Source organism: Candidatus Sulfotelmatobacter sp. (assembly GCA_035504415.1).
Classification (GTDB): Bacteria; Vulcanimicrobiota; Vulcanimicrobiia; order Vulcanimicrobiales; family Vulcanimicrobiaceae; genus Vulcanimicrobium.
Map to the genome: position 1 here is coordinate 74,397 of DATJRY010000013.1, position 15,564 is coordinate 89,960.

A 15,564-nucleotide genomic window follows, 5' to 3' on the forward strand; every position below is an offset into this window, starting at 1 on the left:
CTTTCTCAGTGTTCCTCGGACGTAGCCAAGGACAGATAGACGATGGCGAGGAGGGTGAACACGAACGCTTGGATCGTGCCGATGGCGAAGTTGAAGAACTCGATCCCGATCGGCGCGAACGCGGCCGCGACCGAGACGTTGACCGGGCCGATGACGATGTTGGCGACGATCAGCGTCGCGACGACGAACAGCAGAATCTCGCCCGCGAGGATGTTGAACGCGAGGCGCATCGCGAGGACGACCGGCCGGGCGATCTCCTCGAGCAAATTGATCGGGAAGAGCAGCCAAAACGGCTGGAACAGGTGCGCGTAGGCCTTGATCCCGCTGCGGCGGATCGCCAAGAACTGGATGCCGAAGAACACGACCAGCGCGAACGCCGCCGTGGTGTTGAGATCGGCCGTCGGCGAACCGCCGAACGGCAACCCGAACGCCTTCACGAACAGCACGCCGAACTCGTTGAGGATCCAGATGAACAAGAAGATCCCGACGAAGATCGGGACGAAGCGTTCGCCTTTGGGCCCCAGCGTGCCGACCGCGAGATCGGAGAGGAACTGGATGATCCCTTCGAACGTCGCTTGCCGCTTGGTGAGGCGATTCGAACGGTACGACGCACCGATGTACCAGAAGAACGCGAGGGCGATCGCCATCGCGACCCAGGTGGTGAGGATCGTGTCCTTATGGACCGTCCCCAGCACGGGCCACACCCAGGTGGTGTGTTCTCCGATCTGCTCTTGGTGCACTAGTGTCCCCGTTGAATGCTGCGCCGGTACTCGAGCGCGTACAATGCCAGTGGCGTGAAGAACCCCGCGATGTACAGCCCGATCGTCCAGAACTGTCCGAGGCGAAGGGCGACTGCCACCGGGAGGATGCCGACCGCGAGAATGCGGACCTGACCGTTGAGGGTGAAGATGGCTCGGGAGCGACCGCCGCCCAGGAGCCGTTCGTTCTCGCGCATCACCAACAACATGTTCAGCACGCCGAGCGCCCCGCCCAACGCGAGCTGAAGGCTCGCGAGGGGATTCCGCAGTGCCACGAGAGCGACCAGCGGGATGAGGAAGAACGACGTCCGCACGCAGACCAGCCGCTTGCGGGCATGATATTCCCGCAGATCGGCTGATGACTCGGCGCCGCCCTCATTAGGCCCCCGTTCGGGCCTGCCCTCCTCGACGTTTCTCGCAACCATCCTGCTACCGCTGGGCCAGGAACGGCCGGAGCGCGACGACGATCGCTGCGACGCCGGCGGCCAGTCCGACGAGCAAGCCGACGAGAGGCCACTCCTGCCCACCGGTTTGCCGTGCCAAGATGATGCCCACCGCGAAGCCGCCGATCACCGTCGCCGCGAATGCGGCGGCGGCCGCGAGCAAGCGCGTCACGCCGCGGCGGCCGCCGGCGCGAATTCCTCGGGGGCGGGGCCGTCTCGCAGGACGTGGAGCAAGCCGGCGACGATCCGTGCCGCCGCGTGCCCGTCACCGTACGGGTTGGAGGCGCGCGCCATTGCGTTGTAGAGCGCGCCGTCGCCGAGCAGGCGGCGGGTCCAGCTCACGATGTCGTCTTCGTCGGCACCGATCAAGCGCAAGGTTCCCGCGTCGAGCCCCTCGGGCCGCTCGGTCTCGCGCCGCATGACGAGGACCGGCTTGCCGAGCGTCGGCGCTTCCTCTTGCAGGCCGCCGGAATCCGTCAGCACCAGGTGCGCGGCCGCAACGGCGGCCACGGTCGCGGCATAGTCGAGCGGCTCGACGAGCCGCACGCCCGGCACGCCGTCGAGCACGCGGTGCACGACCGGGCTGACCATCGGCGAGGGGTGTACCGGCCAGAGCACCAGCGGGCGCTCGGGCGCGGCGACGATGCGCGCGACGGCGCGCGCGATCCCTTCGATCCGCTCGTGGTTCTCGCGGCGGTGAGCGGTGACGAAGAGCAGCGGTCGCGCCGGGTCGAGTCCGCTCAGCGCGGCCGGCGCGGGCACCTGGCCGCCGCGTACGCGCGCCTCGGTTTCGAGGAACGCGTCGATGACGGTGTTGCCGGTGACCAGCACGTAGGCGTCGTCGACGCGTTCGGCCAGCAGATTCTGCTTGGCACGCGCGGTCGGCGCGAAGTGCAAGCGCGTCAGCACCCCGGTGATGCGGCGGTTCGCCTCTTCGGGAAACGGCTCGGCGGTGGTCGAGGTGCGCAGGCCCGCCTCGACGTGACCGACCGGGATGCGCTGGTAGAACGCCGCCAGCGCGGCCGCGGTCGAGGTGGTCGTGTCGCCGTGGACGAGCACGACGTCGGGGCGCGCGTCGAGCAGCGCGCGCTCCATCCCGATCAGCACGCGGGTCGTGATCTCGGTCAGCGACTGGCCGGGCGTCATCACGTCGAGATCGACGTCGGGGACGATGCCGAACAATCGCAGCACGTCGTCGAGCATCTCGCGGTGCTGCGCGGTCACGCACACGATCGGCTCGATCGCGGGACCGGCGTTGCGCAAGGCGTGCACGACGGGGGCCATCTTGATCGTATCGGGACGCGTGCCCATCACGGCCATCACGCGCAGCGGCCGCACGGCGGCCATCAGGCGAGCTTGAGGGCGTGCGCGCCGCCCGAGAGGAACAGCGCCACGACGCCCAGCGCGACGCACAGCGCGTAGATGAGCAGCACGGCTTGGCGCACGTTCAGGCCGAAGCGGAACACCAACTGGTGGTGGAAGTGCCCGCGGTCGGCCTCGTAGATCTTCTTGCCGGCGCGCGTCCGCCGCACGATCGCGACCGCCGTGTCGACGATCGGCAAGCCGAGCACGATCAGCGGGACGAGCAGCGAGATCGTGAAGGCCTGTTTGCTGCCGCCCAAGATCGAAACGGTCGCGAAGACGTAGCCGATGAACAGCGCGCCCGAGTCGCCCAGGATGATCTTGGCCGGGTTGTAGTTGTAGGGCAGAAAGCCCAGCGCGCCGCCGACCATCGCGGCCAGGATCAGCGCGATCTCCGGGTGCCCGAGCGTCAGGTTGATGACGAGCAAGAACATCCCCGAGATCGCGGCCAGCCCCGAGAGCAAGCCGTCGAGCCCGTCGATGAAGTTGATCGCGTTCATCATCCCGACGTACCACAGCAGCGTGAACGGGATCGCGACCCACAGCGGCAGGTAGATCAACGCGCCGTGCGCGTGGAACGGATCGCGCACGAACCAGATGCCGAACCCGTAGAGCATGGAGACCGACGCGACGATCACCTGCGCGAGCAGCTTCATGCGCGGCGACATCCCCATCACGTCGTCCCAGATGCCGACCAGCATGATCAGCGTGCCGCCGAAGATCAGCCCGACGATGTCGTGGACTTGGGTCAGCTCGCGCAAGTAGTGCGCGTTGATCAGGTAGCCGATCGACGAGAACAGCGCGAACGCGAAACCGAGATAGACGGCGATCCCGCCGATGCGGGGCTTGGGGACGTCGTGCATCCGGCGCTCACCGGTCTCGTCGAGCATCCCGACGGAGAGCGCGAGCCGGCGCACGTACGGTGTCGTGAACAGCGACGTCGCGAAGGCCAGCACCAGGACGGCGGCAATCAGCAGGGCGGTCACGAGATGGGGTGTTCGACGCCGGGGGTGTACGGTTCCAGGTCGACACCGGCCTCGGCCAGCAATTCTTGCGCCACCGGGTCGGGATACGGGTCGGCGTAGACGATTCGCCGCACGCCCGCGCTGATGAGCAGCTTCGAGCAGCCCGCGCACGGCTGGTGGGTGCAGTAGGCGGTCGCCCCCTCGAGGCTGACGCCGTGCAGCGCCCCCTGGACGATCGCGTTGGCCTCGGCGTGGGTCGCCCGCAGGCAGTGCCCGTCGACCATCAGGCATCCCACGTCGCTGCAGTGCGAGACGCCGCGGGGCGCCCCGTTGTAGCCGGTGGTCAGGATGCGCCGCTCGCGGGTCAGCACCGCCCCGACCATGGCCCGCGGGCAAGTCGCCCGCGTCGCCACCGTCCGCGCGATCTCCATGAAATACTCGTCCCAGCCCGGCCGCGCCGTTCCGGATACGACCCCGGTTCCGTTGGCCCGCTTCTCGTCGTGCACCGAGTTCCACGTATTCGGCATCCCGTCGGAAGCCGCCCGTCCGACGCGCTTTCTGGACCCGGGCTTGCGGTACGTCAACGTACCATCGCCTACTCCTAGGGGGTGAGTGCGAGGGCGCTCGGCGTGCCGGCGAGCGTGTAGGTCCGCGTCACGGCGGTGTAGGGCGGGTCGATCTCGACGACCGTGCCCGCGAGCGTCGCGGCAAAGAGGTTGCCGGCACCGTCGACCACCATGGCCGTGGCGGGCCGGCTGAGGTGGACGGTCGCGAACGGCGCGTCCGTATACGGCGGCGCGAACACCGCGATCGGGTCGCCGGTGCCCGTCGCGCCGACGAACAAGTCGCCGTTTCCGGCGAGCGCCAGCGCAACCAGCCGAAGCTGGGTCGTCGTCGCGAGCAGGTTCGTACCGTCCGCCGGCGGCCCGAACTCCGTGACGTCGAGCGACCCCACGTTGCCGACGAACAGGTCACCGACCGCATCGAGCGCGAGCGAGCCCGGGTTGTTCACGCCGCTGGCGATCGTGTACGTCGTCGTGTACGGCGCTGCGAAATCGTAGACCGCGTTGAGGTCGGGCGCCGACACGAAGATGTCGCCCGCCGGATCGACGAGCAGGCCGGTGAGACTCGAGCTGGCGGTGTTCTCGGTGAGGACCGGTGCAGCGGTATACGGCGGCGCGTACTTCGTGACGTTGTTGGCCCCGCTGTTGAGCGCGTAGACGTTGAGCGCCGCGTCGACACCGACGCCGGTCACCGAGTCGGTGCCGTTCGTGATCGAGACCGCCGGCGCGCCGGTATACGGCGGGACGATCTCCGCGACGTCGGCGCCGTCGGCAACCCACAGGTTCTTCGCGCCGTCGACCACGAGTCCGACCGGATCGGTGAGTCCGCTCGAGAGCGACGCGGTCGCCGTCGTGCTCGGCGGGACGAACTCCGCGATCTGGTCGGCCGCGCCTTCGGCGGCGAACAGCGTCTGCACGTCGTTCGTCACCGTGAAGCTCGCCGTGCAGACGGCGCCGCTGGTCTGGCAGGTCGCGTCGCCGTAGCTCGCGGTCAAGGTGAACGTCTCGACGCTGCCGTTCGTGCCGGGCGGCGTGAGCGCGAGCGTGTTCGGCGTCGTCGTCGTCGGGTTCGCGATCGTGAAGCCGCTTCCGGCGGCGGACGCGACGGTGAACGTCGGCGCGCCGGGGCCGACGATGACGTTGCCGTCGGCGTCGAGCGCCTGCACCAGCAGCTTCTGCGCCGCGGTACCGTAGAGCGTGAAGCCGGCGCCCTGCGAGCCGTGCACCGCGTAGGCACCGCTCGCCACCGCGAGCGCGGTCGGGATGCCGTTCAGCGTGAGGGCAACCGTGTTCGTCTGTCCCTGCGCGACCGTGAAGTCGACGAGCTGGCCGGCGGAGAGCTCGTTGCCGGTCGCGTTCGCGCCGTCGTACGTCGCGAGCGACGCATCGTAACTCCCCGGAGGCAGCGTGATCGTCAGCGTGCACTGCGTGCTCGCCAGCGTCGAGGTGCAGCCGGCCGCGGTCGGCGTGAGGGCGACGGTCTGGTTCACGACGCTCGTCCCGCCCGGATCCGTCGTCACCGCGATTGTCATGCTCTGCGTCGCCGGCGACACGTAACGCGGCCCGCGCCGCGCCGCACTCGCCGCGTTCGCCTTGGGAATCGCGATCGTGAACCGCGCTATTCCGCGCCCGTGGCCCGCGGGTTGTACGCTCGTGCCGGGGCGCGGAGCGACCGAATCGGTTCCACTCCCGGAGCACGCGGTCAGCGCGGCACAGAAAATGATGGCCGACCATGAAAACGCGGTTCGCATGGCCGCCCCTTCGACAAGCCGGACGACCAGCCTACGGTACGGTTACTCGTTAGCGACTTCTTTACCGCCGGCGCTGACCGGACCCGGATCGCCTGCGTCGACTCCCCCGGGTCGAGCACGCAGATGCTTGGCTGCGCCAACGAGATGCGATGCTACGGTGAAACGAAGATATATTCGTTGAATGCGATTGAGCAGCCCTTGGGCAAGTGCATGAGTTTCCGACGAGCAATTCGCGAGAGCAGGCCTCTTTGCCGGCGAAGCTGACGCTGCTCGGCACTCGCCGCGACTTGCTGCTCCCTGGGCGAAAACTCGCTCGAATTTTGAAACGTGCTCACGGCGATAAGACTGTTGTCAAGACTGACGTAGAACCACGCTGGTCGTGCAGTGCCTCTTTTGCCGACGCTGATCCTCGGCGGAACATCCAGCGTTAGACAGACACGCCGCGGGACCAATCCAGGCTTCATGAAGCTCGTCTGAGGCATCGGGTTGAAGGTCGGCTTCCCGTGCGGGAACGGACCTGAACCAATTGCTACGGCCGAACTTCCTTCGTTGCAAAAGAGAAGAAGCGCGAGAACGGCGGCACAGGAATTCAGAAGGACCCTCAAGACGCCGCATTGCGGCCGAAGCCGAAGCCGTGGGGCCGGTATACGCGGCACCGCGCTCTCGGGCGACGAGCTTTACGTCGGGCGCTCGCTGTTCCGTCCCTCGGACATCACCTTCCAGAGCGCTTCGCCGTGATCGACGACGTGCGATTCCCGGCACCTGCCGCAGTAATACGTCCGCAGGTCACGCCCCGAAGAGGTGTCTTTCTCCTCTTGGTTCATCTCGATCCCGCACCGTGGACACTTCATCGGACTGCCTTCGGGCTCGCGCGCCCGCGCGCCCCTGAAAAGCGGCTCTACGGCGTGCGCGCGCTGACCGGAACGCTGCTGGTCGAGCCGAACATCCGATCCCCGGCGTCGCCGAGGCCGGGGACGATGTAGCCGTGGTCGTTGAGCCGCTCGTCGACCGCGGCGGTGACGATGCGCACGTCGGGATGCTCGTCGCGCAGGGTCGCGATGCCTTCGGGCGCGGCGATCAAGCAGATGAACGTCGCCCGCGTCGCGCCGCGCTCGGCCAAGACCGAGAGCGCCGCCGAGCCGGAGTGGCCGGTCGCGAGCATCGGGTCGAGTACGAACACCTCGCGCGCGGCCAGATCGTCCGGAATGTTGGCGTAGTACGGAATCGCCGCCAGCGTCTTGGGGTCGCGATAGAACCCCAGGTGCGCGACGACCGCGTCGTCGACGACGGCCAGAAATCCCGGCAACAGGCCTAGCCCGGCGCGCAAGATCGGCGCCACGACCGGCCGGCTCGCGATGCGCTGCACGCGCGCCAACTGCACCGGCGTCTGGATCTCGAGCTCGGTGAGCGGAAGCACACGCGTCGCCTCGTACGCGAGCAACTGACCCGTCTCTTCCACCAAACGGCGGAAGACTTGCGTCGGCGTCGAGGCGTCGCGGATACGGGCCAGGCGGTCCTGGACGGCCGGATGATCGACGATCAGCGTCTCGCTCATCCCGCGCCGGTTCTCGAAACGCGGCGCCGGCCCTGGGCTCGGTAGATATACTGTTCGATGACGGGGTACAAGTCGCGGGCCATGACCGCCTTCGACCGTCTCGACACCGCCATCGACACCAATCTGCCCGCGACCCGCGTGCGCCGTGAGCATGGACGCACCCACTGGGTGCTGGGCGAGGACAGCTTCGAAATCGCGGCGGACGGGGCGCACCGCGCGGACCTGCGGGTGCTGCGCGGCGTATTGCGGCCGACGGTGCTCAACTACGACGTGCGGCTCGACGATCTCGACGCCTTCGTCGGCGATGTCGCCGGCGTGCTCGGCGCTGGCGCTTCCGCGGCGTAGCCGCGTTTCGACAGCCCGTTACGAGACCCGCGCGGTCGTCAAAGCTGAACGGACCCGCAGCAGGATGCCGGGCGCCGGCGTGGGAGCGAAGGGCGATGGCCACGACGGACACCGCTTTCGTGCACGGCCCCGCGCGCGCGCCGTACGCTGACGACGCCGTCGCCGAGCCGCTCGTCCTCTCGACGACGTTTCTGCGCGGCGCCGACGGCAGCTATCCCGCGCAGGGATACTCGTACGCGCGCGACGCGAACCCCAACCGCAGCGAGCTCGAAGCGCGCATGGCGCTGCTCGAAGGGGGCGTCGACGCGGCGGCCTTCGCCAGCGGGATGGCGGCCGCGGTGGCGCCGTTCCAAACACTGACGCCCGGGGATCACGTCGTCGTCGCCGAGGACAGCTATTACGGCGTGCGCGAGACGCTGCGCACGCACTTCACCGGCTGGGGGTTGCGCGTGTCGCTCGTCGACGCGAGCGACCTTGACGCGCTGGCCGGCGCCCTCGAGGAACGCACGCGGCTCGTCTTCGTCGAATCGCCGTCCAACCCGATGCTGCGCGTCTGCGATCTGACCGCGATCGCCGCGCTCGCGCACCGCGTCGGCGCGTTGCTGATCTGCGACAACACGCTGGCGACGCCGGTCTTCCAGCGCCCCCTCGCGCTGGGCGCCGACCTGGTCGTGCACGCGACGACGAAATACGTCAGCGGCCACTCCGACACGCAGGGCGGCGTGATCGTCTGCGCCGAGCGAACGCCGCGCTGGGAGGCCGTGCGCAGCCTGCAAAAGGCGCTCGGCGCGATTCCCTCGCCGTTCACCTGTTGGCTCTCCTCGCGCGGCTTGGCGACGCTCCCGGTGCGCATGCGCCAACAGTCGGCCTCGGCGCTGCGGCTGGCCGAGTTGCTCTCGGCGCATCCGGCCGTCGAACGCGTGCTGCATCCGCTGCTGCCCGACAATCCGGAACGCGCGCTCGCGCTGCGCCAGATGAGCGGCGCCGGCGCCGTCTTCTCGTTCTGCGTGCGCGGTGAGGAACGCGACGCAATGCGCGTCGCGGCTGCGGTGACGCTGTTTCAGCGCGCGACCAGCTTCGGCGGACCCGAAAGCCTGATCGAGCACCGCGCCTCGGTCGAGGCGCCGGGGACGAAGACGCCGCGGACCCTACTGCGGCTGGCGATCGGGTTGGAGGACGTCGACGACCTCTGGGCCGATCTGCGGAACGCTTTGGAGACGAACGGATGAGCGACGATGCGACGACCAGCGCGGTGATCGTGATCGACCTGCAAACCGGCATGCTCGACGGCGAAACGTTACCGCGCCTGCACGATGCCGACGCGCTGCTCGAGCGCGTGCGGGCCGTCATCGCGTGGGCGCGGCGAACCGGCCGTCCGCTGGCGTTCATCCGCCATGACGGGGAGCCCGGCGATCCGCTCGAACCCGGCGCACCGGGCTGGCCGCTGTTCGCGGCGTTGGGGCGACGCGACGACGAGCCGATCTTCTCGAAGACCGTCGCCGACGCGTTCAGCCAACCCGCGCTCGGCGCGTGGCTCGATGCTCAGGGTACGAGCGAGGTGATCCTGCTGGGCGCGCAGAGCGACGAGTGCGTGGCGGCGACCACGCGCGGTGCGCTCGGGCGCGGGCTGCGCGCGATCGTCGTCGGCGACGCGCACAGCACCTATCCGTCCGGCGGCCTGAGCGCCGCCCAGATCATCGCGCGCGAGAACGACGCGGCGGCGCAGGCCGGGGCGCGGCTGACCTCGACCCAGACGCTGATCGCGCGCTAGCGGGACACGCGTCGCGCACGCCGACCCGGCGTCGTTCCGAACGCGCCGCGGAAAGCGGCGATGAACGCGCTCGGCGAGGCGTAGCCGGCATCGAACGCGGCGTCGGTGACCGAACCGCCCGCGCACAGCGTGCGTTCCGCGACGACGAGTCGCAGGCGGCGCTGCCAGGCCGCAACGCCGCAGCCGAGTTGGGCCGCGAAGACGCGCTCGAGCGTGCGCGGGCTGACGCCGGCGCGCTGCGCGAGCAACGCCGCCGGGAGCGGCGCGTCCGGATTCGCCAGCGCGTGCTCGGCCGCGCGCCGCGCGCGTGGATCGGACGGCAGCGCGAGCGCATGCGGGACCTCGGCGAGCGCGGCTACCTCGTCGAGCACCACACCGATCAGCCGCGCGTCGCCCGCGTCCCGCCGATCGAACGTGCCACGCGCGACGAGCCGTTCGATCAGCGCGTGCAGCAGCGGCGTGACCGCGACGGCCCGCGCCGTGCGCGGCGTGGCCGGCGGCAGGTAGAGGATGCGCAGCTCGACCCGGCGTGAGGCGTGCAGCGCGACTGGCGTTTCGGGCGCGACCAGCAGCGCTCGATCCGGTGCGACGGTGGCCAGCAGGTGCGGCGCACGCGCCAGCGCCGCGCCGGTCTGCGTCGTGATCAGGCGGTCCCAGCCGGGCGGTGCCGGCGGCGTCAGCGCCGCGCCCGCGAAGCCCAGGCCGAACCAGCGCAGCGGGTGGATCTCGTCGTGGCGCGTTCGCGACATCGCGTGGCGCGGCGACGCGAGACGAGTGCCGATCGAATCGGTTATGGTCTGGCCATGCACGACGACCGTCCCTCCGCCCCCATCACGCACTTTGCGATCAACGCCGACGACGTCGAGCGTGGCCGCGCCTTCTACGAGTCCGTGTTCGGCTGGCGCTTCGACGCGTGGGGTCCGCCGGACTTCTACATGATCGAGACCGGCGCCAAGCCGCACGGCTCGCTGCAAAAGCGCCGCGAGCTCGTGCCCGGCACGAAGACGATCGGCTTCGAGTGTTCGGTCAACGTCCCGGATCTCGGCGCGACGCTGGCACGGGTACGCGCCGCCGGCGGCGCCATCGTGATGGAGCGGGTCACGATCCCGACCGTCGGCGACCTTGCCTTCGTCGAGGACACCGAAGGCAACGTCATCGGCATCATGCAGCCGGTCCCGGGCGGACCTGCGACCTAATCGGCCTGCCAGTTGGGGTTGGTGATGCTGACCAGGATCGCGTCGCGCCAGTCGCCGGCGATGCGCAAGTAGTCGCGTGCGTACCCTTCGACGACGAAGCCCAGGCGGCGCAGCACGCGCCCGCTGCGCTCGTTGGTCGGGTGGTAACTGGTCTCGACGCGGTGCAGGTTCAGCGCGGTGAACGCGTAGTCGAGGACGGCCCGCGCGGCTTCGGTCATGTATCCGTGACCTTCGTGCGCCGCGTCGAGCGAGTAACCGATGACCGCGGCTTGGATGTTGCCGCGACGGATCGCCCACAGGTTGACGATCCCGATCAGCTCGTCGCCGTCGCCGACGTGCAGCGCGAAGCGCGCGCAACGACCGTCGAGCTGCTCGCGCCACGTCTGCTCCAGCTCGCGGCGATGGAAGGCCACCGTGAAGAACTCCGGCGCGCGCTGGGGTTCCCACGGATCGAGGTGCGCGCGGTTGCGCGCGTAGTACGCGCACGCCGCCTCGGCGTACGCGGGCACGAGCGGCTCCAAGCGGAGCCGCTCCGTTCGCAGCGCCGGCACGACCGCGCCGCTACGGAACGTCGTGCCGCGCCGTCAGCTCGGCGACGCGTGCGCGCAGCGTCTCTTTCTTCTCGCCGGCGACGACGTCGTCGAGCGCCGCGCCGATGATGCGCCCGACTTCGCGCGCCTCTTCCTCACCGAAGCCGCGCGAGGTGATGGCGGGCGAGCCGATGCGGATGCCGCTGGTGACGGCCGGCTTCTGCGGGTCGAACGGGATGGCGTTCTTGTTGACGGTGATGCGGATCTCGTCGAGATACTGCTCGACGGCCTTGCCGGTCAGGCCCTTGGGTCCCAGATCGACCAGCAGCAGGTGCGTGTCGGTCCCGCCGGCGACCAGCCGCGCGCCGGCACGCTGCAGCTCTTGGCCCATCGCCTTCGCGTTGGTCAGCACCTGTTGCTGATAGGTGCGGAACGAGGGCTGCAGCGCTTCGTTGAACGCCGCCGCCTTGGCGGCGATGACGTGCATGAACGGGCCGCCTTGGATGCCGGGGAACACGCTCTTGTCGATCGCGGCGCCGTGCGCTTCGGTGCACAGGATCAGGCCGCCGCGCGGGCCGCGCAGCGTCTTGTGCGTCGTCGAGGTGACGAAGTCGGCCAGCGGCACCGGCGAGGGATGCAGGTCGACGGCGACCAGCCCCGCGATGTGCGCCATGTCGACCATCAGCAACGCGCCGATCTCATCGGCGATCTCGCGGAAGGGCGCGTAGTCCATCGTGCGCGGATACGCGCTGGCGCCGGCGACGATCAGCTTCGGCTTGTGCTCGCGCGCCAGCCGGAAGACCTCGTCGTAGTCGATCAGCTCGGTGTCTTTGCGCACGCCGTACGCGACGGCGTTGTAGAGCTTGCCGCTGAAGCTGACCTTCGTGCCGTGGGTGAGGTGACCGCCGTGCGCGAGCGACATGCCTAGGATCGTGTCGCCGGGCTGCAGCACCGCCATCATGACGGCCATGTTGGCCTGCGCGCCGGCGTGCGGCTGCACGTTGACGTGCTGCGCGCGGAAGAGCGCCTTGGCGCGATCGATCGCCAGCGTCTCGGCGACGTCGACGAACTCGCAGCCGCCGTAATAGCGCCGGCCCGGGTAGCCTTCGGCGTACTTGTTGGTCATCACCGACGCGGTCGCCTCGCGCACCGCGCGGCTGGCGTAGTTCTCCGAGGCGATCAGCTCGAGGTTGTCGCGCTGGCGGCGCTCTTCGTGCTCGATCGCGGCGGCGAGCTCGGGATCTTGGGCGGCGAGCGTCAGCGGCTCCAGCAAGTCCATCGGTTGCGAATCTAACCTCGGTCGTCGGTGTCGGTGCGGCGGCGTATCAGCGTGGTGGCCGAATAATCGGGCTTCGCCGTCGGCGTGCGGCGCGCCCCGGTGAACCGTAGGACGTTCACCAGCACCAGCAGCCCGACGGTCACCACCAGCGCGATCCAGAACCAGGGGCTGGTGTAGCGCGGGACGGTGTGGTCGAGCAGATACTCGGCCAGTGCCACGACGACCGCGACCAGTGGGACGAGGTTGGCGAGGGTTTGGCGGTCGATCACGGCGGCACGATGGACACGGCGGGCTCCCGGTGAAAGCGCAGGCGATGCGCCTCGCCCTTTCGAGTTCGTCGTTTCGACGACCGCTCGCGACCGCCGCGGTCACGCAGCTCGAGTGGCTCGAGCGCTGCGCGAACGTGCTGGACGTCGACGGGGTGCTGGTCGCCGCCGCCGACTTCCCGCGCACCGACGCCGACTACGTCGCGCAGGTCCGCAAGGTCGCGGTCGACCTGGGGATCGTCCCCTTCGGGCTCGATCTGCCCGGCTTGCTCGACCCGGCCACGCCGGTCGCCGTGCGCGAGCTGCTGCTGGCGCTGGCCCAGCGCTTCGGCGCCGCCGTGGTCCGCACGACGCTGCCGCCGCCGGGCGAGGTTCCGCCCGCCACCTTCGTCGAGACCGTGGTGGTCGCCAAGGCCGTCTCCAAGGCCGCCAAGGCCGCCAACGTCACGGTGCTCGTCCCGGCCGCGCCGGGGACGCTCGGGGCGACCCTGCCCGAGGTCCGGCACCTGCTCAAGGACGTCGACAGCGCCTGGCTGCGGGCGGTGCCGCCCGCCGTGGCGGCGGCTGCCGATCAAGCGGCGCGAGGGCCGGTGCCGGCCGTCAGCGCCGGCCCGCAGGACGACCCGGCCGCGGTAGTCGCGGCGGCCGGCGGCTCGTGGGTGCTGCTCGAGCTCGCGGCGTCGGCCGACCCGTGGGACGAGGCCGCGCAGGCGGTTGGGCGCTTGCGCGACGCCGCCGCGGCGCGCCGGCTGGCGGCGCGCTCGCGGGGCTGAGGGGCTGAAAGAGGGGGACGAGACCGCAAGGGCCGTCTGGAACCAGGTAGAGACCTGCCTATGGCAGGTGGGTGCGGCCCGGGCGCCCAGATACCGGCCGCAGAGCGGTCGGCAATGCCGGTCGTATCCGGAGCTTGTGCTCCCTAGGTTTCGACGTTGGTCCACCACCGTGGAACTACGCGAGCCAGCGCAGTCGTCGTCCGCCCAGCCATCGTATACCCCCGGTCAAGTCTTGACAGCCGCCGCGGCAGGCGCCGGGTCGGCTGGAACGGTCAACAGCATCTGGCGGACGAGCCGGGCCTTGGCCGCCTCGTCCGGGATGATGCTGTCGCCCTCGCCCGGCAGATCGACGTCGCCGGTGTAAGGCACCTGCGCGCTGCGGAACGCGGCCGGGGTGAAGTCGCGGAAGGCGTTCGCGAGGCTGATCTCCTCCGCCGCGCTCAGGTTCGTCTCGACGTCCTTGCGCACGACGCCCAGCAGCGCCGCGGCGTGCGCCAGCGTCGCCAGCTTGTCGCCCCGCAGCTTGGCGAGGATCGCACGGATCACTTGCTGCTGGCGCAGGATGCGGCACGGATCGCTGCACCAGTCGTGACGAAAGCGCGCGTAGCCGATCGCCTGCGCCCCGGTCAGATGTTGCCAGCCGGGCTTGAGGTGGACGTGGAGATGACCCCACGAGTCGTCGTAATCGATCGGCCCGTTGCGGCCGGCGTGCCGCAGCGCCAGCGAGTTCTCGACGTCGAGATCGATCCCGCCCAGCGCGTCGATGAGATCCTTCGTCGTGTCGATGCGCAGCACGACGTAGCGATCGAAGGACGGAACGCCCAGCCAACTCGCGACGACCGCTTGCGATTCCTTGATGCCGCCTTCCGCCTGCGCGGCGTTGATCTTCGCGCGCCGGCCGCTGGGCAGCGTCGCGACCATGTCGCGCGGCACCGACAGCTCGGCGATGCGGTGGTGGACGAGATCGAGTCCGACCGCCATGATGACGTCGCTGCGCGAGTGCGCCGACGTCTCTTGGTCGAGCGGATCGTAGTCGTAGTCGAGGCCGACGACCAGCACGCGCAGGAGGTCGCGGTGGAACAGGCTGACCGGATCGGGCACGATCGCTTGCAGCGGCGAGGTCCAGCGTCCGGTGCGCGCGCCGATCGCGGCATACCCGATCGCGGTCGCGACCGCGAACAGGACGGCGAACGCCAGCAGGCGGCGCAGGAGGGGGAAACGACGACCGTCCGGCGGTTTGCCGGCGGTCGAGAGATCGACCGACATGGAGATACCTGACGAGAAGCGAGAGGTCCGGCGTGTCGCGCCGGAACGGTTCGGCTAGCTCGTGCGGTACGGCGGTGCGCGACCGGTGCGGCGGTCGAAGGCGGGGGCGAACGCGCGCCGCAGCGGGACGCGCGCGCGGGCGAGATGGGTGGGCGCGTGGGCGCCGCGCGCCAGCACCAGGCCGCACACGTAGGCGATCAGCTCCGCCGCGGCGCGGGCCGACCAACGGGTGAGGCGCGCGAACACGAAGCCCAGCGCGAAGGCGAACGATGCGTGCGCGGCGAGGCTGACCGCGACCGGGCCGCCGAGCCAGATCGTCCCGCCCATCACGTGGCCGCTGACGACGAGCTGCTCGAGCGTCTCCATCGTGCACAGGACGCCCAGCTCGAGCGCGACGATCAGGGGCGCCAAGCGCAGCACGGTGCGATCGTCGAGTGCCTGCGCCGGGACGCGCAGCCACGGCAAGCTGCGCCCGCTCGGGACGAAGATGCGGCGCACGAGGATCGCGATCAGCAGCGCCAGGCAGCCGGCACCGACGACCAGCGAGGGCAGCACGTCGAGCGTGCTGTGGTCGGTGTAGCTGTGCGGTCCGAAGAGGCCGGCGTTGGAGAGGCTCTCCAACACCGGATCGACGAGCGCGGCCGCCGAGATCGCCGTCGCGAGGACGAAGATCGCGCGCACCGCCGCCGGCGAAGGGCGCATCCCGCGACTGTTCGGCCGCCGGTCCGCCCCTCCCCGTCG

19 protein-coding genes are annotated in these 15,564 nt (G+C 69.9%); 5 read left to right on the forward strand and 14 right to left on the reverse strand.

Annotated elements, in window-relative coordinates; all coding sequences use genetic code 11:
- Nucleotides 1–5: 5 nt before the first annotated feature.
- The 8 genes from atpB to upp all read right to left on the reverse strand — a co-directional run bounded on the left by atpB (nucleotide 6) and on the right by upp (nucleotide 7,397).
- Complete coding sequence (atpB, locus tag VMD91_11555) at nucleotides 6–740, reverse strand: F0F1 ATP synthase subunit A (GenBank protein HTW84696.1); 735 nt, start codon at nucleotides 738–740, stop codon at nucleotides 6–8.
- Nucleotides 740–1,072 carry a hypothetical protein gene (locus VMD91_11560; GenBank protein ID HTW84697.1) on the reverse strand — a complete coding sequence of 111 codons (333 nt, stop codon included), beginning with the start codon at nucleotides 1,070–1,072 and terminating at the stop codon, nucleotides 740–742. Before VMD91_11560 ends, atpB begins: the two co-directional genes overlap by 1 nt.
- A 115-nt stretch (nucleotides 1,073–1,187) precedes the next feature.
- Nucleotides 1,188–1,373, reverse strand: a complete 186-nt coding sequence (locus tag VMD91_11565; protein HTW84698.1) for a hypothetical protein — start codon at nucleotides 1,371–1,373, stop codon at nucleotides 1,188–1,190.
- Nucleotides 1,370–2,548: a UDP-N-acetylglucosamine 2-epimerase (non-hydrolyzing) gene (wecB, locus tag VMD91_11570; protein ID HTW84699.1), complete on the reverse strand. Its 1,179-nt coding sequence runs from the start codon at nucleotides 2,546–2,548 to the stop codon at nucleotides 1,370–1,372. The genes VMD91_11565 and wecB overlap by 4 nt, the downstream gene beginning before the upstream one ends.
- A complete protein-coding gene (locus tag VMD91_11575) occupies nucleotides 2,548–3,549 on the reverse strand; it encodes an MraY family glycosyltransferase (GenBank protein HTW84700.1) in 1,002 nt (333 codons plus the stop codon). Before VMD91_11575 ends, wecB begins: the two co-directional genes overlap by 1 nt.
- Nucleotides 3,546–4,055: a cytidine/deoxycytidylate deaminase family protein gene (locus VMD91_11580; GenBank protein ID HTW84701.1), complete on the reverse strand. Its 510-nt coding sequence runs from the start codon at nucleotides 4,053–4,055 to the stop codon at nucleotides 3,546–3,548. The genes VMD91_11575 and VMD91_11580 overlap by 4 nt, the downstream gene beginning before the upstream one ends.
- Before the next feature lie 74 nt (nucleotides 4,056–4,129).
- Nucleotides 4,130–5,623 (reverse strand): hypothetical protein, encoded by a 1,494-nt coding sequence (locus tag VMD91_11585; protein HTW84702.1) that lies wholly within the window; start codon nucleotides 5,621–5,623, stop codon nucleotides 4,130–4,132.
- A gap of 1,117 nt (nucleotides 5,624–6,740) precedes the next feature.
- Nucleotides 6,741–7,397, reverse strand: a complete 657-nt coding sequence (upp, locus tag VMD91_11590; GenBank protein ID HTW84703.1) for a uracil phosphoribosyltransferase — start codon at nucleotides 7,395–7,397, stop codon at nucleotides 6,741–6,743.
- A gap of 81 nt (nucleotides 7,398–7,478) precedes the next feature.
- Between upp and VMD91_11595 the strand changes: the two genes are divergently transcribed.
- The 3 genes from VMD91_11595 (at nucleotide 7,479) to VMD91_11605 (ending at nucleotide 9,513) form a co-directional block, all read left to right on the forward strand.
- Nucleotides 7,479–7,742 carry a hypothetical protein gene (locus VMD91_11595; GenBank protein HTW84704.1) on the forward strand — a complete coding sequence of 88 codons (264 nt, stop codon included), beginning with the start codon at nucleotides 7,479–7,481 and terminating at the stop codon, nucleotides 7,740–7,742.
- Between the two features lie 95 nt (nucleotides 7,743–7,837).
- A complete protein-coding gene (locus tag VMD91_11600; protein ID HTW84705.1) occupies nucleotides 7,838–8,971 on the forward strand; it encodes an aminotransferase class I/II-fold pyridoxal phosphate-dependent enzyme in 1,134 nt (377 codons plus the stop codon).
- Nucleotides 8,968–9,513, forward strand: a complete 546-nt coding sequence (locus VMD91_11605) for an isochorismatase family protein (GenBank protein ID HTW84706.1) — start codon at nucleotides 8,968–8,970, stop codon at nucleotides 9,511–9,513. The genes VMD91_11600 and VMD91_11605 overlap by 4 nt, the downstream gene beginning before the upstream one ends.
- On the opposite strand, the gene VMD91_11610 is transcribed toward VMD91_11605, so the two are convergent.
- Nucleotides 9,510–10,262, reverse strand: a complete 753-nt coding sequence (locus VMD91_11610; GenBank protein ID HTW84707.1) for an AraC family transcriptional regulator — start codon at nucleotides 10,260–10,262, stop codon at nucleotides 9,510–9,512. The genes VMD91_11605 and VMD91_11610 overlap by 4 nt on opposite strands.
- A 54-nt stretch (nucleotides 10,263–10,316) precedes the next feature.
- On the opposite strand from VMD91_11610, the gene VMD91_11615 reads away from it, so the two are divergent.
- Nucleotides 10,317–10,709 carry a VOC family protein gene (locus VMD91_11615; GenBank protein HTW84708.1) on the forward strand — a complete coding sequence of 131 codons (393 nt, stop codon included), beginning with the start codon at nucleotides 10,317–10,319 and terminating at the stop codon, nucleotides 10,707–10,709.
- Here the strand turns inward: VMD91_11615 and VMD91_11620 are convergent.
- The 3 genes from VMD91_11620 to VMD91_11630 are packed head-to-tail and all read right to left on the reverse strand — an operon-like array spanning nucleotide 10,706 to nucleotide 12,787.
- Nucleotides 10,706–11,230: a GNAT family protein gene (locus VMD91_11620; GenBank protein ID HTW84709.1), complete on the reverse strand. Its 525-nt coding sequence runs from the start codon at nucleotides 11,228–11,230 to the stop codon at nucleotides 10,706–10,708. The two genes, VMD91_11615 and VMD91_11620, sit on opposite strands and share 4 nt — an antisense overlap.
- A gap of 40 nt (nucleotides 11,231–11,270) precedes the next feature.
- On the reverse strand, nucleotides 11,271–12,518 hold the full coding sequence (gene glyA, locus VMD91_11625; GenBank protein HTW84710.1) for a serine hydroxymethyltransferase: 1,248 nt from the start codon (nucleotides 12,516–12,518) through the stop codon (nucleotides 11,271–11,273).
- 11 nt (nucleotides 12,519–12,529) lie between these two features.
- Nucleotides 12,530–12,787 carry a hypothetical protein gene (locus VMD91_11630; GenBank protein HTW84711.1) on the reverse strand — a complete coding sequence of 86 codons (258 nt, stop codon included), beginning with the start codon at nucleotides 12,785–12,787 and terminating at the stop codon, nucleotides 12,530–12,532.
- 44 nt (nucleotides 12,788–12,831) lie between these two features.
- Here VMD91_11630 and VMD91_11635 point away from each other — a divergent pair, with 44 nt between their 5' ends.
- Nucleotides 12,832–13,557: a hypothetical protein gene (locus VMD91_11635; protein ID HTW84712.1), complete on the forward strand. Its 726-nt coding sequence runs from the start codon at nucleotides 12,832–12,834 to the stop codon at nucleotides 13,555–13,557.
- A 225-nt stretch (nucleotides 13,558–13,782) separates the two neighbouring features.
- Here the strand turns inward: VMD91_11635 and VMD91_11640 are convergent, their stop codons facing one another.
- Nucleotides 13,783–14,823 (reverse strand): LCP family protein, encoded by a 1,041-nt coding sequence (locus VMD91_11640; GenBank protein HTW84713.1) that lies wholly within the window; start codon nucleotides 14,821–14,823, stop codon nucleotides 13,783–13,785.
- A 54-nt stretch (nucleotides 14,824–14,877) separates the two neighbouring features.
- On the reverse strand, nucleotides 14,878–15,525 hold the full coding sequence (locus VMD91_11645; GenBank protein HTW84714.1) for a hypothetical protein: 648 nt from the start codon (nucleotides 15,523–15,525) through the stop codon (nucleotides 14,878–14,880).
- Between the last annotated feature and the right edge of the window lie 39 nt (nucleotides 15,526–15,564).

Coding starts and splice junctions, on each gene's coding strand:
- VMD91_11595 (HTW84704.1), top strand. CDS start 7,479: ATGACCGCCTTCGACCGTCTCGACACCGCCATCGACACCAATCTGCCC.
- VMD91_11645 (HTW84714.1), bottom strand. CDS start 15,525: ATGCGCCCTTCGCCGGCGGCGGTGCGCGCGATCTTCGTCCTCGCGACG.
- VMD91_11615 (HTW84708.1), top strand. CDS start 10,317: ATGCACGACGACCGTCCCTCCGCCCCCATCACGCACTTTGCGATCAAC.
- VMD91_11600 (HTW84705.1), top strand. CDS start 7,838: ATGGCCACGACGGACACCGCTTTCGTGCACGGCCCCGCGCGCGCGCCG.
- VMD91_11610 (HTW84707.1), bottom strand. CDS start 10,262: ATGTCGCGAACGCGCCACGACGAGATCCACCCGCTGCGCTGGTTCGGC.
- glyA (HTW84710.1), bottom strand. CDS start 12,518: ATGGACTTGCTGGAGCCGCTGACGCTCGCCGCCCAAGATCCCGAGCTC.
- VMD91_11585 (HTW84702.1), bottom strand. CDS start 5,623: ATGACAATCGCGGTGACGACGGATCCGGGCGGGACGAGCGTCGTGAAC.
- VMD91_11640 (HTW84713.1), bottom strand. CDS start 14,823: ATGTCGGTCGATCTCTCGACCGCCGGCAAACCGCCGGACGGTCGTCGT.
- wecB (HTW84699.1), bottom strand. CDS start 2,548: ATGGCCGCCGTGCGGCCGCTGCGCGTGATGGCCGTGATGGGCACGCGT.
- VMD91_11635 (HTW84712.1), top strand. CDS start 12,832: ATGCGCCTCGCCCTTTCGAGTTCGTCGTTTCGACGACCGCTCGCGACC.
- VMD91_11580 (HTW84701.1), bottom strand. CDS start 4,055: ATGCCGAATACGTGGAACTCGGTGCACGACGAGAAGCGGGCCAACGGA.
- upp (HTW84703.1), bottom strand. CDS start 7,397: ATGAGCGAGACGCTGATCGTCGATCATCCGGCCGTCCAGGACCGCCTG.
- VMD91_11605 (HTW84706.1), top strand. CDS start 8,968: ATGAGCGACGATGCGACGACCAGCGCGGTGATCGTGATCGACCTGCAA.